The sequence below is a fragment of the Chondromyces apiculatus DSM 436 genome (genome assembly GCF_000601485.1).
GTDB lineage: Bacteria > Myxococcota_A > Polyangia > Polyangiales > Polyangiaceae > Chondromyces > Chondromyces apiculatus.
Genome location: NZ_ASRX01000001.1, coordinates 74,536 through 95,212, shown reverse-complemented (window position 1 = coordinate 95,212; position 20,677 = coordinate 74,536). Strand labels below are relative to the sequence as shown.

Below are 20,677 nucleotides of genomic sequence, written 5' to 3'. Positions count from 1 at the left end.
CGCGACCCCTCGCCCCGCCGCGCAAAGCGCGTTCGTTACACGGGCGCGCCGAGGTCGCGCAGGAAGGCGCGGACCACGGAGCGGGCGCAGTGCGCGCGGTAGTCGCGGGTGGAGCGGATGTCGTCGATGGGGGAGACGTCGGCGTCGACGGCAGCGTCGATGTCGGCGGCGGTGAGGTCGCGGAGGGGGCGCGAGGTGGCGAGGGTGCGCACCCTGGAGAGGAGCGCGGTCACGGGGGCGACGGACGCCATGCCGAGGCCCAGGCGGGTGAGGCGGTCGCCTTCGCGGACGGCCACGCCGGCGAGGGCCACCTTGGAGATGGACTGGGCGCGGCGGGTGCCGACCTTGCGCCAGATCCAGGGGGAGCCGGCGGGGGGGAGGTCGATCTCGACGGCGACGATGACCTCGTCGGCGGCGCGGGTGGAGCGCTTGTAGGCGGTCTGGAGGGAGGCGAAGGGGATGCGGCGCTCGCCGCGGACGCTGTGGACCACGAGGGTGGCGTCGTAGGCGGCGAGGGCGGTCACGCCGTCGGCAGCAGGTGAGGCGGTGGCGAGGTTGCCACCGAGGGTGCCGCGGGCCTGGATCTGGATGGCGCCGATGTCGCGGCCCATGCGTTCGAGCATGGGCGCGCGGGCGAGGACGGCAGGGTCGCGGCGCATGTCGAGGTAGGTGGCGGCGGCGCCGATGCGGAGGCGGTCGCCGTCGAGGGTGATGCCGCGCAGCGCAGGGAGGCGGGAGACGTCGAGGACGAGCGGAAGCGCGGCCTCCTTCGCGAACGCGGGGCGCGTCTCCTGCTCGACGAGCCAGTCGGTGCCGCCGGCGAGGAGCACGGTGGGCTCGCTCCGGGAGACGCGCTCGGCGAGGACGGCGCAGACGTCGGGGAGGTCCGCGGGGCGGCGCATCTCGAAGAGGCGCAGGTCGGAGACGCTCACGGGGCCTCCTGCCGGTCGTGGCTGACATCACGCGCGCCACGCGCGTCGCCGACGTCGCGCGGGTCGCCGACGTCGCGCGCGTCGGCACGCCGGAGCACGGCCGCGGCGCGCACGCTCTCGATGATGCGCTGGTAGCCGGTGCAGCGGCAGAGGTTGCCGGCGAGGGCCTCGCGGATGGCGTCGTCGTCGGGGTCGGGGTTGCGGCGGAGGAGGTGCTCCGCGGAGATGAGCACGCCAGGGGTGCAGATGCCGCACTGGGCGCCGCCGTGATCGATGAAGCAGCGCTGGAGGGGGCTCAGGTGGCCCGCGGCGCCGAGGCCCTCCACGGTGGTGATCTCGCGGCCCTGACACTGACCCACGGGGACCAGGCAGGCGTTGACGGGCTCGCCGTCGAGCAGGACGGTGCAGGCGCCGCACTCGCCCTCGGCGCAACCTTCCTTGGTGCCGGTCAGGCCGAGGACGAGGCGAAGCGCGTCGAGGAGCCGCTGGAGGGGCGGAGCGTCGAGCTCCCGCGCGGCGCCGTTCACCTTGAACGAGATCTTCATGCGGTCCTCGCGAGCGTATGCAGGCGCTCCGGTGTCATGGGCAAGCTGTCGGCGATGAGCCCCGTGGCGTGCTCGATGGCCGCGGCGAGCGCCGGGGCGCCGCCGTCCATGGGCAGCTCGCCGATGCCCTTGGCGCCTCCGCCAGGGCCGTACGGCCAGGGCTCCTCGATGAGGGTGGTGTGGAAGGGCGGGGCGTCGAGGGAGGTGGGGATGATGTAGTTCGTCATGCGGGGGTTCTTGATGAGGCCCTCCTTCCAGACGACCTCCTCGCAGAGGGCCCACCCGATCGCCTGCAACGTGCCGCCCTCGATCTGGCCCTTGCACATCACGGGGTGGATGGCCTTGCCCACGTCGGTGGCGGACCAGAAGTTCTTCACGGTGACCTCGAAGGTGTCGAGGTCGACCTCGACCTCGGCGATGTCGCAGGCCCAGGCGAAGCAAGGGTAGGCGTCGCCCTTGTAGGTGGTGTCGTCCCACTGGATGAAGGAGGGAGGCTCGTACACCTTGAGGCAGCTCACCTCGCGCTCGCGGGAGAGGAGCCGGTCACCGGCCTCCGTGAAGGAGCCGCCGCCCGCGGCTTGCTCGGCGAGGACGCGCTCGGCGATCTCGCGGGAGGCGCCCTCCACGATGGCGCCGACGACCATGACCGTGCGGGAGGCGACCGTGGGGCCGGAGTCGGGGACGACGGTGGTGCTGGGGACGGCGAAGTCGACGTGGGTGACGGGGATGCCCGCGGCGTCGGCGGCGATCTGGCGGAAGACGGTCTCGGTGCCCTGGCCGATGTCGGTGGAGGCGGTGCGGATCTGGAGGCGGCCGCCGGGGAGGAGGTCGATGGCGACCTTGCCCTTGAGCATGCGCTCGCCGGAGCCGGTGAAGCCCGCGCCGTGCATGAAGACGGAGGCGCCGATGCCGCGGGCGACGCGGCCGTTCACCGCGGGGCCAGCGGCGCGCTTCTCGTGGTACCCGCTCTCGGCGAGCGCGGCTTCGAGGCAGGCGTGTCCGCCCACGGAGAGGCCGAGGGTCTGTCCGGTGGCGGTGGTGTCGCCGGAGCGGAGGAGGTTCTGGGCGCGGAGGGCGACCGGATCCTTGCCGATCGCACGGGCGATGCGGTCCATGTGCCGCTCGATGGCCCAGATGGTCTGGGGCGCGCCGAAGCCGCGGAAGGCGCCGTTCGGCGGGGTGTTGGTGGCGACGGCGACGGACTCGATGAAGGCGTCCTGCCAGCGGTAGGCGCCCGCGGCATGCAGGGTGCCCCGGGAGAGGACGACGGGGGTCAAGGTCATGTAGGCGCCGCCATCCATGAGGATGCGGGCCTTCAGCGCGCGCAGGGTGCCGTCGCGGTCGCAGCCGGTGGTGATCTCGACGATGGCGGGGTGGCGCTTGGTGGTGGCCTCGATGTCCTCGGTGCGGTCGTAGATCATCCGCACGGGGCGGCGGCTCTTCCGGGCGAGGAGGGCGGCGTGCAGGGCGATGATGGAGGGGTACTCCTCCTTGCCGCCGAAGCCGCCGCCGGTGACGGCCTGGGTCACGTGGACGCGCTCGGAGGACAGGTCGAGGGCGCGCTTGAGGACCTTGTGCACGTAGTAGGGACACTGGAGCGAGCCGGTGACGTGCACGCCGGCGTCGTCCCAGAAGGCCACGAAGCCCTGGGGCTCGATGTAGAGCTGCTCCTGGTGGTGGGTCTCGTAGCGTCCGGAGACCACCACGTCGCAGGCCGCGAGCGCGGCGTCGATGCCGGCCTCGCTCGCGGCGCGGCCCTCGGCGTCGCCGCGGCCCTTGGTGATCAGGTAGCGCTTGAAGACGTTGTCCTCTCCCCAGATGACGTCCTTGCCGGCGAGGGCGGTGTCGATGTCGAGGATGGCCGGGAGCGGCTCGATGTCGAGGGTGATGGCTCGGGCGGCGCGGTCGAGCTTGAGGCGGTCGGGACATGCGATGAGCGCGACAGGCTCGTAGGCGTGGAGGATCTTGCCTTCGGCGAGGACGGGCTGCTCCTCGCTGATCATCAGGATGGCGTTCACCGGGATGTCCCGGGCCTCGACGACGGTGACGTCGCTCCAGTCGAAGCTCGGGTCGAGACGAATACCGCGCAGGACACCGCGGGGGACGGTGCTGCGGAGGGTGCGTCCGAAGATCTCCCCGGGCATGCCGGGGAGATCGTCAATGTAACGCGCAGATCCGGTGACCTTGGCCGTGCCGTCGGTCCGGGGAACGCTGACACCCACAGAGTGGGTCGAGGGGGGGCTCGTCGCCATGGGCTGGTCCCTGCGACCTTATCCTGCGGGGGACAGGGGCGTCGACTGGTTACGCCGTGAAAGGGAGGGCGGATTGCGCGCATTCGATAGCGGGCGCACGGCGCTGCCGGCTCCGCGTGCAGATTGCGTGGGACGTCTGTCGCAATGCGCTACGCGCAGGGGGATTCAATGGCGAGCCCGACCGCCGTACGGCGTCACCTCCGCGCCTCCTCAGGCGATCGACCCGCACACGACCCGCACACGACCCGCACACGACCCGCACACGACCCGCGCGCGATACGAAGACACGACCTGCGGGGGAGCCGCAGGCGACCCCATCGAACGAACGTCCCTGCGCCGCGTAACGGGTGACGCTGTTGTCTTACGGTGAGCAGAAGGAGATTACCGACAAACAGGTCGTAGTTTTCTCGGCTGGCAGGCCTTTCGGTTTCGGCTACCCTCGGATCTGTCTGGTGCCTCGCCAGCGGTGGCCTGCTGCATCTCAGGCGGTTGAAGGCAGGTCCCCCCCTCCGGAGGTATTCCCCATGGGGTCCATCGATTACAGTCGGTTTTCCCGGGTGCTGCAGCGCTGCGACGAAGTGGCCTCGGAGCCGGGCATGAAGATGGTCGTGGTCCGGGTTTACGAGACGTCGCTCCGCGAGGCTGCCGAGGCTTTCCTGAACGCGCACGAGGCGGTCCGGGTCAGCGAGGCGGCGTTCAGGAAAGAGCAACGCGAGGCGATGGAGGCGCTGGTCACCCTCGATCGTCCCTACCGCGAGGTGCGGGGGCGGGTGCTGGCCTTCGCGCCGGAGGCGGTGCTGCCCGACGCGCTGCGGTCGCAGCAGACCGACCTGGATCGGCTCGACGCCATCGAGGGGATGATCGATACGCTCGACGATCACGCCGGGGAGACCTGGGCCGACGAGCTGGCGCAGGGCGCGTTCGGGCAGCTCGCCGCGCGGACCGTGAAGGAGGTCAACGAGGCGCTCCATGCCGACAGGACGCTCGGGATGGCGCGGGAGGCGCGCGCGTCGGCGTACGGTCCTGCCTTCGAGCGCTACCTGCGCTTCAAGCGCGCGGTGCGCGACGCGCTGGGCCCGAAGTCGCGGCAGTTCCAGCGCATCCACCTGCGCGCCCCGAACCACGCCGACACCGGCCCGGTGACGCGGCCCGACGTGCGGGTGGAGCCCTTGGCCGTGAGGCCCAGCGTGCCGCCCAGCATCCCGATCGAGGCGATTCCTCCCACGGAGCGCGTGGGCCGCCAGGCGCCCGCGGGACACGCCGCGGCACCGTTGAACCAGCCCTGAGACACGGCCCGACGCGGGGAACGCGGGGCGCGCAGCAGCGTTGCCGGTCAGCGCTTCTTCAGCCGAGGAAACGAGGCTGGGTGCCGGTGAGCCGGAAGAGGTCGATGGGCTTGTCGAGGTCGGTGAGGATCGCGGGGTCGTCGACGTCGTGGTCGACGATGCCGGCGCCGAGGGAGCGCAGGTGGTCGCGCAGCGGCGGCGGATCCGGTTCGGCATAGCGCGCGAGGGCCGCGGCGCGGACCACCACCGGGTGACCCCCACGGCTGTCGTGGCGCGGGCGCACGGCGAGGGGCGGTGGGTCTCCCTGAGCGATGCGCGCGAGGAGCTGCGCCACCGTGGTCCCCCGCGCAGGAGGGGTGTCGACGGGGGAGATGATGGCGATGTCGGTGGGGGCGAGGCGGCTCGCGGCCACCGCGAGGGAGCCGGCCGGGCCGAGATCGTCGGCGGCGTGGGAGACCAGGAGGTCGATGCCCGGTCGCACGTAGCGGATCAAGGCGGTGACCACGGGCTGACGGGCGACGATGAGGACGCGCGCGCTCTCGGCGTCGAGGCGCGCCTCGGCGTGCGCGATGGCCAGGGGACGCTCGGGGGCGCCCTTCGTCGCGCCGGGCCAGGCGAGGAGCGCCTTCGGGCCGCCAAGCCGCGTGCCGCGCCCTGCGGCGAGGAGGATGGCGACGGGGGCGCTCACGCGTCCACCTCGTCGCTGGCGCTGGAGCAATCGGCGCTGGAACGGTCGACCAGGGCCTCGTTCACGGCGGACCAGCGGGGGCGCTGACGACCCGAGCGCCACGCGATCAGCTCGGCGGCGATGGACACGGCGATCTCGGCGGGGGTGCGGGCGCCGATGTCGATGCCGATGGGGATGCGCACCCGGGCGAGGTCCGGCTCGGGGACGCCCTTGGCCTCCAGGCGCGCGCGGGTGCGGGCAGCCTTGGCCCGGCTCCCCACCGCGCCGACGAAGCCGAAGCCGCGCGTGATGGCCCACTCGACGGCCGTCTGATCGAGCTGGTGATCATGGGTCATCACCACGGCCGCAGCCTCGGGGAAGGCACCGCTGAAGAGGGCGGTGACCTCGGGGTCGTCGTGGTCGGCGTGCACGAGGCGCACCGACTGGGCAGGGCGGGGCTCCTCGATGCGCTGCCCGGCCGGGAGCGGGGCCCCAGGAGACGGCAGGGCCACGGGGACGAGGCGCGAGAGATCCGCGGCGGCTTCGCGGGCGTCGCAGAGGGTGACGCGGAAGCCGAGCGCGGCGAGCAAGGGCGCCGTGACGGTGCCGACGTGGCCCGCGCCGACGACGAGGACGTGGACGGCGGGGTGCATGGGCTCGATGAGGATGTCGACGGAACCGCCGCAGCACATGCCGAGCGACGGGCCGAGCCGGAAGGTGTCGAGCCTGGGGGTGCTCGTGGGATCGTCGAGCGCGCTGGCCATGGCCGTCAGCACGGCTTTCTCGACGGCGCCTCCGCCGACGGTGCCCACCGCGGTGAGGTCCTCCACGAGGCAGAGCTTCTGTCCTGGTGTGGAGGGCGCAGACCCGTGGCGCGCCACGACCGATGCGACTACGACCCGGCGGCCCCGCTCGAGAGCGTCCAGCGCCACGCGCAGGACCTCGTGCGGCAGGGCCGTGCGCGGGATGAGCTGGCTCAGGTCGGGCATGGATGAAACTCTAGCGACCCCTCGCCGGGACGAAAGGATCAGATGACTGCACCCGCCACTCTACCCGCGCTCGCCAGGAACCTCGCGGACCCTGGCTTCACGCCAGGGAAGCGTCACTTCCAGGAGCTGCTCGATCTCGTGGTCGGAGGTGACGAGGAGACCGGTGCGCTCGCCGAGAAGGCCCTGCGGCGGGCAGGGGCTGCGGCGCTGCCGGCAGCGCTTGGCCGCGCGTCCGAGGCGGTGCTCCCCGCGAGGGCGCTGCTGATCCGGTTGATCGGGCGGATCGCCAGCGGGGCCATCGAGGCGCCCGCAGCCGGAGGGCAACCCTGGGGCGCCGGCCAGTCCGCGGGGGGAGCGTCAGGCGAGGCGGCGCGCGAGGTGTCCCCCGGGGAGGGAGGGCAGCCTGCGGTGGGTGAGGTCGCCGAGGTCGCCGAGGTCGCGGCAGCGCGGACCTTCTTGCTGGCGAGGCTGCGGGACGACGATGCCCGCACGCGGCGGCTCGCGGCAGTGGCCCTCGGCAAGATGGGCGCGGGGCCAGAGCCCGCTGCCGTCGAGCAGGCGATGCTCGCGGCGGCGCGTGAGGAGCAGGCGCCGGAGGTGCGGCGGGCCATGGTGGCGGCGCTCGGGCGCGTGGGGGGACGCGAGGCGATGACGCTGCTCGAAGGGCTGTCGCTCGATCCGGTGATCGGCGAGGCCCGCAAGCGCGCCGAGCTGATGGTCAAGCGCACGCTCTCCCGCGAGCGGGCCTCCACCATCCTGGGCGACGCCACGCCGGAGCGGCCGTTCCGGGTCGCCCTGCGCTGTCGCCCGGGGCTCGAACGGCTCCTCCTGGAGGAGGTCGGCGCGCTCTCGGGGGGCAAGGCGAAGATCGCGCACGATCCTCCCGGCGGGGTGCGGGTGGAGTTCGCGCTCGCGCAGCCGCTGAACACGCTGTTCCAGGCGCGCACCATGCTCTCGCTGGCGATCCCGCTCCCGGCGCGCGCGCTGCGGGCTGGCGAGGACGTGGCCGACGTGGTGGCCGAGCGGCTCCTGTCACGCGAGGCAGGCACCGCGCTGCGCGGGCTGACCTCGGGGCCCGTGCGCTACCGGATCGCGTGGACCGGGGGCGGGAAGCGGCGCGCGCAGACGTGGAAGGTCGCGCAGGCGGTGCAGGCGAGGGCCCCCGATCTGGTGAACGATCCGCGCGACAGCGCCTGGGAGGTGCTGGTGCACGAGGCAGGGGACCGGGTGCGGGTGGAGCTGTCTCCGAACCTGCCCGATCCGCGCTTCACGTACCGGCGCGGCGACGTCCCCGCCGCGTCACACCCGACGGTCGCTGCGGCGCTCGCGCGGATCGCCGGGGCGCGGCCCGACGACGTGGTGTGGGATCCTTTCGTGGGCTCGGGGCTGGAGCTGTGCGAGCGGGCGAAGCTCGGGCCCTACCGGCGGCTTTACGGATCGGACCTCGATCCGGCAGCGCTCGCGGTCGCGCGCGAGAACCTGAACGCGGCCGGAGCCGGGGACGCGGAACTCTTCGAGCGGGACGCGCTGTCGAGCGTGGTGCCGTGGGGACGCAGCACTGGCAGCACTGGCGGCGCGGGCAGCGGTGGCGGCGCGGGCAGCGGTGGCGGCGCGGGTGGAGGGAAAGGGCGTCGGGCCGAGCCGCCGACGCTGATCCTCAGCAACCCGCCGCTGGGACGCCGCCTGCATCGGCGGACCGACCTCGGGGAGATGCTGGAGCGCTTCGTTTACAATGCGGCGCGGCTTCTGGCACCGGAGGGCAAGCTGGTGTGGATCTCGCCGCTGCCCACGCGTACCGCGACCGCGGCGGAGCGCTCGGGCCTGAAGGCCGAGCTGCTCACGTCCATCGACATGGGCGGCTTCGAGGCGCAGATCCAGGTCTTCGTGCGGGATACGGAGGGCGGCAGGGTGCGCCGGGAGAACGCGGAGGGCCGCTCAGACAGCGCCGGAGTTCATGGCGAGCACCGCCACCGCCGCGCCCACCACGATGGCCACGAGCATCAGAATGAGCACGCTGCGCCAGGGCGACTTCGAGGGCGGCTCGGGAGCGGGGAGCAACCCTCCGGGGGCCGCGAACGGAGACATCCCCGCCGGTCCTGAAGGAGCCCCCGCGAAAGGGGCCATGCCGGTCTCTCCGGGGCGCTGGTTGGCGCCGAAGGAGCCGATCATCGAGGGGCCGAGAAGGCCTCCCGGCTGCTGCCCGGCGCCTGGAAAGCCGCCGGGTTGCGCCATGCCTGCGGGCCCACCATAGCCGCCGGGTGTCTGCGCGGGGCCGGAGCCGCCGTAGCCGCCCGGCATCTGTCCCGGACCGGGCCCCCCGTAGCCACCAGGCTGCTGGGCTCCCGGGGGCGCGCCGTAGCCGCCCGGAGACAGACCCCCGGCCCCGGGACCACCGTAACCGCCGGGCGGCTGGGCGCCCGCGGGACCGCCATACCCCCCTGCATGGGGTGCAGCGTCCGGCCCACCGTAGCCGCCACCCCCAGGGTACGCCGCTGCGGGCCCACCAGCCCCACCAGCCCCGCCAGGACCACCGAACAGCGGCGCGCCACCGGACATCGCTCCACCGTGACCGCCGCCGTGACCGCCGCCAGGGACACCGCCATAGGGCGACGGGCGCGCTTCACCAGGGAATCCGCCCGGCGCTCCAGCTTGAGGGGAGAATGCAGCCGTTGCAGCGAAGGCGCCGTGGCTCCCGGCGACCTGGGAAGCAGCGGGACCAGGCCCGCGCTGCAGCCCGGCCGCGAGCGAGGCCTCCGGCCCCTCGCGCATGACCGTGCGCACGTCGTCGTCGTCGTCGTCGTCGTACGACGCCGGCAAGCCCTGGGCCGGAGCGAGCCCGCCGCCCCGGCTTGCCCAGGGCGCATCGGGGACGCCAGGAGAGGCTGACGTGTCGAGCGCCACGGTGCTCCCCAGGTGCGCGCTCGCCGAGGCCGGCGGCGGCAACCTGGGCCCCCGGGGCGCGGAAGGTGGCGCAGCCTTCGGGACAGGCCCACCTGCGCCCCTGCGCCCGGCACTGTCGGGGCCTCGGGGCACCGGGTACTCGCGCATCACGGTCGCGGCGCTGTCGTCGTCTTCGTCGTCGTGGAGGGCCTGCGGCACGCGCTCCAGGGGTTTCGGCGCGGCTGCCATGGGGCGGGCGCCAGGAGGTGGCCCGAAGCCCACCGCCGGAGCGCCTGCGGCGGGACGCTGGGCAGGAAACCCTGCGGCAGGACGCTGCACCGCAGGCCCGGCGCGCGGTGGCTCCGGCGTGAGGTCACCCGCCCTCATGACGGTGCGGACGTCGTCGTCGTCGTCGTCGCTCGTGGAGTCCTCGTCCTCCAGGGCCCGGAGGCCCCGCACGCCCATGTCGGGGTGCCACTCCTCCAGCGCCTTGCGCAGCGCCGCAGCGTTCCGGATGCGGGCTGCCGGCTCGCGCTGGAACGCGCTGTCGATGATGTGCTGGAGGTCGTCGTCACCCACGTCGAACACCGCGAGCGGCGCAGGCGACGCGGCCGAGAGGCGCTGCCGCGTCTCCACGTCGTTCACGCCTCCGAAGGCGGAGGTGGCGGTCAGCATCTCGTAGAGCGTCGCCGCGATGGCCCACACGTCATCGGTCGGCGACAGGTCGCCCCCCGCCGCGCGCTCGGGCGACTGGTAGGCGAGCCGGCTCGGAATGCGCCGCACGTCGACGAGCACGCCCTTCGAGCTGCGGTCGACGGCGGTGGTGACCACGCAGGCTGGCGAGATGCTGCCGTGCGCGACGCCCAGGGCGTGAAGCGCCTCGATCCGCTTCGCGAGACGAATGGCCCATCCGACTGCGTCGAGCTCGTTCAGCGGTCCATCGCGCGAGATTCGATCGGCGAGCGTTTCCACGGAGGGCCCGAGCCTAGTACCCCTCAAGAGAAGTTTGTACCAGGATCCGCGCCTCGCCCCGACGTCTGCCCCCGCAGTGTTTCCTCGGCGAGGATCCTGATAGAAGGCTGATGATGGGACGCTCTGCCCTCGCGCCGAACCCTGCTGCCCTGGCCGCTGCCCCCGCCTTGCTCCAGGGCCTCGTCACGTCCACCACCACGGCACGAAGCCCCCGCGCGGCGCTCTCCCGAAGGCTACCCGGGAGCCTCCGCCAGCTTCGGGGCCGCGGCATTCACTGCGCCTTGCTTGCCGCTGCGACCGTCTTTCTGCTCGGTTGTCAGCACACGCTGGACATGCCGAAGCTCCAGGGCGAGCAGCGCGCCGCGACCACGGTTCGTTACCTTGGCGTACGGGGGGAGACACGGCTCTATCCGGACTACAGCGCGCTGAACGCCAGCATCCTCGCGCCTCCCGCAGGCGCGCCGCAGGGGACTTCGACCAGGCCGGTAGCACCGCAAGGAGCACCGCGATGATGCGGGCGATGGATGGAGTGACCCTGGCGGCGCGGCACCTCGCGCTGACGCTCGCCGGAGTGTCGCTCGCCGGGACGTCGCTGGGGTGCGCGGGAAGTCCTGCGCTCGCAGCCCAGCTCGTGGCCGCAGCGCAGCCTGGCCACCTCCCCCTCGTCGTCTCCTGCTGGGAGAAGCAGGTCGAGGCCTCCGGGTTCCAGGGAGAGTACGTGACCACCGTGGACTTCACCGTGGAGGGAGAGATGTCGCGCCTGCGCGACGCCCGCGTCACCGCCGTCACCCCCGACGACGCGCGGGGACAGGCGCTCGCCACCTGCGTCGCGCAGGCCCTGAACGGCACGACCCTGCCACGCACGGCGGACGGGGAAGGCCCAGGCTTCGCCCCCGGCACGGCCATGGCGGTCAAGGGCTACGCGATCGCGTTCGTCGCTCCGTCTCCCGACGAGCGCGGGCGCGCGGAAGCGCAGCAGGCCCACGTGCTGCTCGGGCCGCGCGCGAACCGGTGCGAGGGCCTCTACCGGTACGCCCCGCCGCGCGACGTCACCGCGCTCTCGACCGAGCTCGAAGAGCAGGAGAAACGCGCGCAGGCCTCGGCCGAGGGCTCACCCGACCAGCACGCGCGCGCCCTGCAGAAGGTCTACGACATCCAGCTCGAACTGCGCGAGCGCCTCCGCCTCGACGCCGCAGCCCCCGAGGTGCCTGCCGCCAACCGTCAGCGCCTGGAGGAAGCGCTCGCGCTGGTGGACCAGGATGCCCGCCGCACCGGCGCGCTGATCCGCTGCGAGGCCCCGCCGCTCCCGCGGTGAACCCTCACTCCTTGGGCGGGATCGGGGCCTCGGGCTCGGTCGGCACGATGCGCACCCGGCGCACCCTCCGCCCCGCGACGTCGATGGCGACGAGCGTGTGCCCCTCGCACTCCACCCGCTCCCCTGCCTCGGGCGGGTGCTCCAGGCGCGCGATCATGTAGCCGCCCACGGTCTCCACGCTCTTCACCTCGGGCAGCAGCGTGATGTGCGCGTCCCGCTCCAGGTCGGCGAGCAGCACGCGCCCGTCCACGTCCACGATGCCACCCCCGCGGCGGTGGATGGGCGGGACCTCCTCGTCGTTCTCGTCGCGGATCTCGCCCACGATCTCCTCGAGCAGGTCCTCCATGGTGACCAGCCCGATGAACTCGCCGGTCGCCGAGGTGATGATCGCCACGGGCACCTGGCGCGCCTGCATCTCCAGCCGCAGGCGCTCCACGGTGATGTTGTCGCGCGCGAAGATGGGCTTGCGCAGGAGCTCGGCCACCCTCGACGCGCGCCTCCGCCCGCTCAGCACGTCGAACAGGTCGCGCAGGTGCAGGTAGCCGAGCACGGTCTTGCCGGTCTCGTCGAGCACCGGGTAGCGCGAGTACCCCGCGTCGCCCGCGTGGCGCACCGCCTCGTCGATGGTCATGTTGCCGCGCAGGGTCGCCGCGTCCGTGCGCAGCGACATCACGTTGCGCGCCGTCCGCCGCCGCAGGTCGAAGATCCGCACCAGCATGCTGCGCAGCGCCGGATCCAGGCCCGCCGGGCTCCGCGTCAGCAGGAGCCGCAGCTCCTCCGAGGTGTGCGCGATCTCCTCTTCACCCGCCGGCTGCAGGCCGAAGAGCCGCACGAAGGCGTTGGCGAGGGAGTTCAGGACCCAGATCACCGGCCAGGCCATCAGGAAAAACCCGTGCAGCGGGTACGCGGCGAGGAGCGTCACCTGCTCGGTGCGCTGGATCGCGAGCGACTTGGGCGCGAGCTCACCGATAACGGTGTGGAGCGCGGTGATCACGATGAACGAGATCGCCACTGCGATGCCGTGCGCGCCGACCCCGGCCCACTTGCCGAAAGGTTCGAGCAGGGGCTCGATGAGGTGGGCGATCGCCGGCTCGCCGAGCCAGCCGAGGCCCAGCGACGCGAGGGTGATGCCGAGCTGGTTTGCGGAGAGGTAGGAGTCGAGGTGCTGCGACATCCTGAGCGCGAGCTTCGCCTGCGCGTTCCCCTCGCGCACGAGCTGCTCCAGCCGCGTCGGGCGCATCTTCACGATGGCGAACTCCGACGCGACGAAGAACGCGTTGAGAAGCACCAGGAGCGCGGTTGCCAGGAGATAGACGATGGTCATGCCGGAGAGGTTCTCCCCCTCCCGTCGCGCAACCGGTCAGCCGGCGCTGCGGGAGGAGGTCGAAGGCGTGTCAGATCCTGGCGAGCTCCAGGATCCGGCGGCGAGGATCGGAGCCGCCCTCGCCGAGCTGCTCGAGCATCGCGTCCGCGGGCGACATGCCCCGGGAGACGAGGCCACCGAGGCGCTCAAGATGCACCCGCTCGTCCTTGCCGTTCTTGTTCACGCGCCCCCGCCGCGCGAGCCCTCCTGCGGAGATCTCCAGGAGCCGCTCGGCGTACGTCGCCAGCTTCTTCCCCCTGAAGGTCGCCTGGAGCGCCTCCTCGGCGATCGCCGGGCGGAGCGCCATCAGCTCGTCGTACGTGTAGCTCTCCGAGAGCGCCTCGGCCTCGTCGAGCGCCTGGGCGTCGTAGAGGATCCCGGTCCACAGCGCCGGCAGCGCGCAGATCAGGTTGGCCGGGAGCGAGTCCGCGCCACGCACCTCGATGGTCCGCTTCAGCCGCACCTCCGGGAACATGGTGTTCAGGTGCGTCTCCCAGTCGCTCCGCGTGGCCCGGTAGCCGTGGGCGCCGTGCTCCATGAACTCGCGGAACGTCTGGCTGGTGTTGTCGAGGACCTTCCCGTCGCGCTTGATCAGGAACATCGGCGCATCGAGAGCCCACTCGACGTAGTCGAAGAAGCTCTGCCCATCCTCCATCACCCGCTGGATCAGCCCTTGCCGCGACGGGTCCACGTCGAGCCACACCCTGGCGCGGTAGCTCCGCCCCCCGAAGGGCTTGCCCTCGTAGAACGGAGAGTTCGCGAACATCGCCGTCACGAGCGGCGACAGGCGCAGCGTGACGCGCATCGCCCGCATCGCCTTCTCCTCGCTCGCATAGTCGAAGTTCGCCTGCACGGTACACGTCCGGCGCATCATGTCGTGCCCGTACTGGCCCCGTGTGGGCAGGTAGCGCTGCATGATCGGGTAGCGCCCCTTCGGCACCCAGGTGAGGTCCTCCTGCCGCGCGAACGGGTGGAACCCGATCCCGAGCCAGACCAGGTGGAGCTCCGCCGAGATGTCGCGCAGCTCGGCCAGGTGGCCGCTCATCTCCAGACAGATCTGGTGGATGTTCTCCAGGGGCGCGCCGGAGAGTTCGAGCTGCCCTCCCGGCTCCAGGGTCACCGAGGCCCCGCGCCGCAGCAGCGCGATCAGCGGCCCGCCTGGCTTCTCCGGCTCTGGTGTCCACCCGTGCCGCTCGACGAGCGCCCCGAGCACCGTCAGCACGCTCCGCTCGCCCTCGTACGGCAGCGCCGCGCCCGTCGACGCATCCACGCCGAACTTCTCGGCTTCAGCTCCGATCCGGTGCAGCTCTTCGGGCTTCATCGCCTCGAAGAACGGCGCGAGGAGATCGTCCCGAGAACTCAGGAACTGCTGTTCTTTCACATCGCCCGCCAGGCTACCTTCGGCCATCTTCAACCTTGCTCTGGTGCATCTTTGTGCGGCTGGTAGCCCCCCCCCGGGCAACAGGCCCGCTCAGACCGTCCGACGCCAGGCGGGCACGCGCCTGGCTTCCCGGAGGACCTTCGAGAGAGATGCGAGGTGTTCCACTGTGGTCCCCGCGCCTCCGCCGACGATCCGGGCACCGGCATCGATCAAACGCATCGCGGCGGCAACCCATGCGTCGACGTCGGACATCACTCCGGGCGCATCCTCCCCGGACGCCCCCTCCGCCTGGTGTTCTTGCCCGCCATGTTCTTCTCGACTTGCCTGCCCTTCCGGGCCAGCGGCCGCCGCCCGTTCCTGCTGGAGGGCAGCGCCCGCCGAGGCGCCGAGCGAGAAGCCGATCTGACCGTCGAACTTGGTCTTCTTCAGCCGCGACAGCGCGCCGAGGCCGAGCGTCGACGAGTCCACGTCGAGCACGATCGAGTCCACCCCGCCGTCGATCGCCACCTGGACGGCATCTTCCAGCTTCTCACCGTCGGCCGTGCACGAGCCCGGCGTCAGCTCCAGGTGGACCCACGTCGCGAGCTGCGTCGCGTTCGCGCTGTCCACCGCGGCACGCCGCGCCATCCTCGCCAGCCCCGCCGGCACGGGCGAAGCGGCGTCGAAGCCGCACGCCATCAGGATCTCGCACCCCGCCGCGGACATCCGGGTCGCGTGGGTCGCGTAATCCTCCGCGACCCGGTCGGCCTCGGGCCCGCTCACGTTCGCCGGGAACCGCCCGAGCACCCCGGCCACGGCCACGCGGCGCGACACCGTCGCGGTGGCCTCCAGCGCCAGGTCCACCGCCACCCCCGTCAACGCGGCAGCCCGGAAGGCCATCCCGATCGGCGCCAGCGCCCTCGGGGTCGTGCCCCAGGTGAGCGCACACAGCACGTCCACCCCGGCCTCGATCTGCGCCTCGTAGAGATTGCGCACCGCGTCGGGAGCCTCGCGGATCAGCCTGCCCAGAGGGGCCGTGGGATCCAGCCGCACCCCGAGGGCCCGCAGGGCAGCGAGCGCGTCACAGCCCATCAGGAGCGGACGCATGCCCGACGGGCGAACGATCGTCGCTTCGTCTGCGCTGACGCTGCTGGCAGCCTGTCCCTGCTCGCCGATCACCTGTGCTCTCCGGGAAACTAGCCCAAGACTGACCCGGCGCATCGCGAAATGGTGCACCCCGGGCTCGACGCCGCGCGGCGGGCAGCGCCCTGACAAGCCGGCGGTACACCCTGACCCGATGGAATACCGCCAGGCTCGCCAGCGCGACCCGGCGCCCCCCCCGCACCCTTGACCGTGACGACGCCCGACCGGACCTCACGAGGCCGCGTGGGCTTTCCGGCCCGAGTCGGCCGTCCGCCCCCGGCGGGCCACGAATTTGCGATCGAAGAGCCGCACGCGCCGTACCAGCAGGTCGAGGAGGAACACCACGATCGCCGCGTAGATGAAGCGGCTCCACAGCTCCTCGTGGAAGGTCACCTTCTCCCCGGCCGGATCGAAGATGGCCGCCACGCTCTCCGGATCGACCTTGCCGCCCGTCGCCGCCGCCGCCTTGTCGAGCGTCGGGACGTCGGGCTCGAAGCTCGCGTACTCGCGCGGGTACGGGTTCGACACGTGCCCGTAGCTCACCGCTGCCTGCTTCATCGACCCGTCGGTCGCCTCGCGCAGGTGCTCCGCCCGCAGCAGGAACGAGCCGAACCTGTCGAGCGGCACCGCCACCTCGTAGCGCCCCGGCGCCGTCTGGCGCATGTCGACGACCCGCGTCTCACCCCCGGGCTCCGGCCCGATGATGCTCAGCTTCGAGCTCAGGTTGTTGTCGAAGCGCTCGTCGACGCCGAACGCATCGACCGACGCGCGCAGCTCGCCGCCCACGATCTCGGCCTTCATGTCCAGCTCGCGCCGGTGCTTCTGCCGCATGTGCTCGTGGACGAGCTGCCCCCAGAACCGCTCGAACCCCGGCCACCTCAGCCACTCCACCGCCCAGCGCGACTTCACGTCGCTCGTCCAGGCCAGCGTCCACCCGAGCCCCACCCGCCAGCGCGCCAGGATCGGCTCGCCCACGTCGCTCGTGAGCAGCTCCTGCGCCGGCGTCGGCTTCAGCTTGGTGGAGACATAGCCGTGCAGGTACGGCGCGGTCCGCACGTCGATCCCCCGCAGGAACGCCGCTTCCCCCACCTGCGTCACCGGGAACCACTCCTCCACCGCCGCCGCCCGCGCGATCATCTCCGTCTCCTTCGTGAAGACGCGCGGCAGGTTGTTGGGATCGGCGACCGCGTGGTACCGGCCCCCGCTCACGTCGGCCATCATCTTGAGGAGCTGATCGTCGACGTCGCTCCCGAGCCCCACCGTGGTCACGGTGATCGACTCGGCGGCCATCGCCGACACCACGTCACGGATCCCGCCCGACGGCGCCTTGCCGTCCGTCAGCAGGATGACGTGCTTCTTCCGCGCCTGCGTGACCGTCATGTCCTGGTAGGCCGCGTCGAGCGCGGAGAAGATCTCCGTCCCGCCCCCCGGCTGGATGCGGGCGATCTCCCCGGCGATGCGCGCCCGGTTCCGCGCCGGCTGCATCTTCACGTAGCGCGTCGGTGCCGTGTCGAACGCGATCACCTGGATCAGATCGTCCGAGCCCAGCACCCCCGCCGTCGCCTTCGCGGCGGCCTTCGCCATCTCCAGCGGCAGGCCGGTCATCGACCCCGAGCGATCGATGACCAGCGACATCGCCACGCTGGGCATCTCCTTCTTCCGCTCGTTGTCCATCCGCACCGGCAGGATCCGCTCCATCGTGGTGCGGTACCAGCCGCCGAGCCCGTAGCCGCTCTCGCCCCCCGCGAAGAGGAACCCGCCCCCGAGATCGCGCACGTACGTCTCGATCAGCTCCTGGGCCTGGAGGCTCATCGCCTCCTTCGCCGTGTCGGAGACGATGAGGAAGTCGAAGCGCTCCAGCTCCTTGATCGACCCGGGGAACCCCGCCGGCGGGCGCACGTCCACGTCGAGCTGCTGCGCCGTGAGCGCGCTCGACAAGGGCCCCGCGTGCTGCGGCGTCCCCTCGATGTAGAGCACCGCGGGGCGCCCCGGCACGTCGATGGTGGTCGCCCAGCGGTTGTTCTCCTTGAAGGTGTCGTCCTTCAGCTCCTCCAGGTCGAGCGCGTAGGTCACCTGCCCCGCGACGCGCACCACGCTCTTGAACACCACGTCGTTCGCGCCGGCCTTGAGGTCGAGCTGCTTCAGGCCTTCGAGGCCGTTCAGCATCTCCCCCTGCTGGAGCCTGGCCCGCGCCGTCGTCGCGCGGCTCGCGTAGATGTCGGCGTGGATCTCGAAGGTCTCCCCCACCTTCACCCGGTCCGGCATCCGCAGATCGCGGAGGGCCACCTCGGCCGGCGCCGGCCTGCGGTACGGGATGGTGTGGAGCCGCACCCCGAAATCACGCGCCCGGTTCGCCTCCGCGATCACGTCGCCATCGGTCTGCACCCCGTCCGAGAGCAGCACCGCCCGCTTCAGGTACCCCGGCGGGTACAGCCCGTACGCGAGCTGCAGCGCCGCCTGCAGGTTCGATCCCGCGCCGAGATCGCCCCGCTTCCCCTGCGCGTCCACGTGGCGCCCGATGGTGGGAAGCGGCGGCTGCTTCTCCGCGTCCTCCGTCCCCGATCCGGGCTCTCCGCCTTCATCGAGCCGCGGCCGCCGCGCGAAGGTGATCACCTTGATCACCGCGTCCTCGGGCTTCTCCGCGTATGCCCGCCGCACCGCCTCGCGCGCGTCGCCCAGCGCCTCGTCCGTCACAGAGTCGGACACGTCGACGAGGTAGACCGTCGCCACCTTTTCCGTCGTCGCCGTGCGCGCCAGCCGCGAGAGCCCCAGCGCCACGAGGGCCACGAAGGCCACCCGCAGGAGCACCGAGAGGATCCGCTGCTGCCAGGGCAGGTCCGCGAGCGAGGCCCCGAGCACCGCGACGAACCACGGCGCGAGCAGCGCGGCCCCGAGCATCTTCGGGTTGAGCAGCTCGTACTTCACCCCTCCCCGCTCCCAGGTGAGCGTCGGGTCCGGGTGCAGGAGCACGAAGCGCCGGTAGGCCCAGAAGAGCAGCCCCGCCAGCGCGACGCAGGTGATGGTCCAGGCGATGACCCGGAAGCGGCGCCCCTTCCACACGCTCACACCGTCACCCTCCTGTGATATGTCAGCCACTCGATCGCGGTCACCAGCAGCACCGCCGCGAGCAGGTACACCCAGATCTCGCGCCGCACGCCGATCTTGAACTCACCCACCGCGCCCGCCGCGCGCCCGTGCACCTTGAGATCCGGCACCGGCGTGATCGCGCTCTCCGCCGCCGACGAGAGGTTCGCCGCGAACATGCTCTTCTCCTCCGAGCCGGGCGCACCGACCGCGAGCGTGTAGAACCCCGCCTGCTGCCCGAGGAACACCGCCCGCCCGTCCTTGATCGGCACTGACCGCGTGCTCCCGTCGGGGAGGGACAGCGTCCCGCTCTCCGCCGCTGACGGGGCCGGGATGTGCCACACCACCCCCGTGCGGAACGAGGAGATGTAGCCCGTGTCCTCCTCCACGAAGTCGTTGATGGTGTTGAGCAGGAGCAGCGGCCACGAGATCCGGAGCGGCAGATCGCTCTCCCGGATGTCCATCCCGAGCGCCACGAACTTCACCCCCGCCCGCCGCCCCTGGAGGAGCAGCGGCCCCTTGTAGCTGCTGGCGACGACCTTGTCCTCCTTCTCGCCCTTCAGCACGTGCGCGCGCGCCACGTTCACGTCGCTGAGCGAGGTGTACCGGAGGATGGGGTGCTTCGCGTCCAGCTCGTCGAAGCCCAGGCGGTAGTTGGGGTCGTCGTCCGCGACCTCCTTGCTCACCTCGAAGGGCACGTTGGTGCCGGTGGGGTTCAGGTAGAGCAGGCTCCCGCTCCCCGGCGCCACGTTCGGCGTCACCCCGTCGAAGATCGTCACGTCGAACGACCCGTTCCCCGGATAGCGCCCGGGGTCCACCACCGTCACGTCGAGGTACTCGTCGAGCAGGAGCGCCGCCTCCAGGTACATGTTCCCCGGCGACACCACCTGCACCCGCGCCCGCCGCCGCTCCGGCAGGAGCGCGAACGCACGGTCGTCGGCGGGCAGCTCGTCGGACCCACCGTCGGCGAGCGCGAGCTTCGCCTCCAGGGTCCGCGACGCGCCCGACAGGTTCGGGTAGAACCGCGGCAGCCGCTCCTTCGGCTGCAGCTTGAGCCGGGTCAGGTCCGTGAGCTGCCCATCGCCGAGGAGGCTCAGCTCCAGATCGAGCACCTCGTCGCTGGTGTTGGTGACCTCCAGCATCACCTCGTAGCGGCTCTTGTCGAGCGGGTAGCGCCGCACCGAGAACTGGGTGATCGCCGCGTTGCGCCCGCCCTTGCCCACCGGCACGAACGACAGCTTCGCGTCCCCCGTGTCCACGGCCCCCGCCCCGTCCGACGGGTCCCCGAGTGCCCCGTCGCTCACCACGATGATCTCCGGCGACGACATCCCCCGCAGCGTGTCCGTCGCGAACCTGAGCGCCCGCGCGAAGTCCGCCGTCGCGTCCGTCGCCTTCACCGCCGCGACCGCGGCCTCCAGGTCCGCGATCTCGCCCGTCAGCGTCGACAGCGGCGTCACCGCGGCGTCCATCTGCGCGATCAGCATGCGATCGCTCCCGGACAGGCCGCGGACCATCCTCTTCACCTCGTCCCGCGCCGCCTCCATGCGCGACGGGGCGACGTCGGTCGCCTTCATGCTCGCGCTCGCGTCGAGCAGCACCACGATGTTGCGCCCCTCGATGGTGTTCGCCGCCGTGCGCGGATCGCCGAGCGCGAGGAGGAGCAGCGCCAGCAGCGCGAGCTGGAGCAAGAGCGACAGCAGCCGCTTGAGCTGCGAGAAGAGGCTCGTCGCCTCCTTGTCGCGCAGGATGCGCTCCCAGATCCGCGAGAACGGCACCGGCACCGGGCGCCGCTTCAGCTTGAGGATGTAGAACGCCACCACCAGCGCCCCGGCGACGGCGCCGATCTGGAGCAAGGTGGCGAGCGGGAGTCCGGTGAAGTGCATCGCCGC

General features: G+C 72.1%; 14 protein-coding genes. 4 read left to right on the top strand and 10 right to left on the bottom strand.

What is annotated here, in order from left to right; translation table 11 throughout:
* Positions 1-35: 35 nt before the first annotated feature.
* The 3 genes from CAP_RS00370 to CAP_RS00360 are packed head-to-tail and all read right to left on the bottom strand — an operon-like array spanning position 36 to position 3,729.
* The gene (locus tag CAP_RS00370; protein WP_044234686.1) at positions 36-932 is read right to left on the bottom strand and encodes an FAD binding domain-containing protein; all 897 of its coding nucleotides are present in this window, start codon (positions 930-932) and stop codon (positions 36-38) included.
* Positions 929-1,477, bottom strand: a complete 549-nt coding sequence (locus tag CAP_RS00365; RefSeq protein WP_081864406.1) for a (2Fe-2S)-binding protein — start codon at positions 1,475-1,477, stop codon at positions 929-931. Before CAP_RS00365 ends, CAP_RS00370 begins: the two co-directional genes overlap by 4 nt.
* Positions 1,474-3,729 (bottom strand): xanthine dehydrogenase family protein molybdopterin-binding subunit, encoded by a 2,256-nt coding sequence (locus tag CAP_RS00360; protein ID WP_044234684.1) that lies wholly within the window; start codon positions 3,727-3,729, stop codon positions 1,474-1,476. Before CAP_RS00360 ends, CAP_RS00365 begins: the two co-directional genes overlap by 4 nt.
* Positions 3,730-4,253: 524 nt before the next feature.
* Between CAP_RS00360 and CAP_RS00355 the strand changes: the two genes are divergently transcribed.
* Positions 4,254-5,015: a hypothetical protein gene (locus tag CAP_RS00355; protein WP_044234681.1), complete on the top strand. Its 762-nt coding sequence runs from the start codon at positions 4,254-4,256 to the stop codon at positions 5,013-5,015.
* Between the two features lie 58 nt (positions 5,016-5,073).
* Here CAP_RS00355 and CAP_RS00350 read toward each other — a convergent pair whose 3' ends face one another.
* Positions 5,074-5,703: a nucleotidyltransferase family protein gene (locus CAP_RS00350; RefSeq protein ID WP_044234679.1), complete on the bottom strand. Its 630-nt coding sequence runs from the start codon at positions 5,701-5,703 to the stop codon at positions 5,074-5,076.
* The gene (locus CAP_RS00345) at positions 5,700-6,671 is read right to left on the bottom strand and encodes an XdhC family protein (RefSeq protein ID WP_044234677.1); all 972 of its coding nucleotides are present in this window, start codon (positions 6,669-6,671) and stop codon (positions 5,700-5,702) included. Before CAP_RS00345 ends, CAP_RS00350 begins: the two co-directional genes overlap by 4 nt.
* 42 nt (positions 6,672-6,713) lie before the next feature.
* Here CAP_RS00345 and CAP_RS00340 point away from each other — a divergent pair, with 42 nt between their 5' ends.
* The 3 genes from CAP_RS00340 (at position 6,714) to CAP_RS43360 (ending at position 11,838) form a co-directional block, all read left to right on the top strand.
* The gene (locus CAP_RS00340) at positions 6,714-8,771 is read left to right on the top strand and encodes a HEAT repeat domain-containing protein (RefSeq protein WP_044234675.1); all 2,058 of its coding nucleotides are present in this window, start codon (positions 6,714-6,716) and stop codon (positions 8,769-8,771) included.
* 1,862 nt (positions 8,772-10,633) lie between these two features.
* A complete protein-coding gene (locus CAP_RS49610) occupies positions 10,634-11,035 on the top strand; it encodes a hypothetical protein (protein WP_156040354.1) in 402 nt (133 codons plus the stop codon).
* Positions 11,036-11,043: 8 nt separating this feature from the next.
* On the top strand, positions 11,044-11,838 hold the full coding sequence (locus CAP_RS43360) for a hypothetical protein (protein WP_156040353.1): 795 nt from the start codon (positions 11,044-11,046) through the stop codon (positions 11,836-11,838).
* 4 nt (positions 11,839-11,842) lie between these two features.
* Here CAP_RS43360 and CAP_RS00325 read toward each other — a convergent pair whose 3' ends face one another.
* The 5 genes from CAP_RS00325 to CAP_RS00305 all read right to left on the bottom strand — a co-directional run bounded on the left by CAP_RS00325 (position 11,843) and on the right by CAP_RS00305 (position 20,671).
* Positions 11,843-13,162 (bottom strand): hemolysin family protein, encoded by a 1,320-nt coding sequence (locus CAP_RS00325; protein ID WP_044234665.1) that lies wholly within the window; start codon positions 13,160-13,162, stop codon positions 11,843-11,845.
* Between the two features lie 70 nt (positions 13,163-13,232).
* Positions 13,233-14,609: a glutamate--cysteine ligase gene (locus tag CAP_RS00320; RefSeq protein WP_063748615.1), complete on the bottom strand. Its 1,377-nt coding sequence runs from the start codon at positions 14,607-14,609 to the stop codon at positions 13,233-13,235.
* A 63-nt stretch (positions 14,610-14,672) separates the two neighbouring features.
* A complete protein-coding gene (locus CAP_RS00315) occupies positions 14,673-15,668 on the bottom strand; it encodes a homocysteine S-methyltransferase family protein (protein WP_231511005.1) in 996 nt (331 codons plus the stop codon).
* A gap of 267 nt (positions 15,669-15,935) precedes the next feature.
* Positions 15,936-18,770 carry a VWA domain-containing protein gene (locus CAP_RS00310; RefSeq protein WP_044234664.1) on the bottom strand — a complete coding sequence of 945 codons (2,835 nt, stop codon included), beginning with the start codon at positions 18,768-18,770 and terminating at the stop codon, positions 15,936-15,938.
* The gene (locus CAP_RS00305) at positions 18,767-20,671 is read right to left on the bottom strand and encodes a vWA domain-containing protein (protein WP_044234663.1); all 1,905 of its coding nucleotides are present in this window, start codon (positions 20,669-20,671) and stop codon (positions 18,767-18,769) included. Before CAP_RS00305 ends, CAP_RS00310 begins: the two co-directional genes overlap by 4 nt.
* Positions 20,672-20,677: the final 6 nt, after the last annotated feature.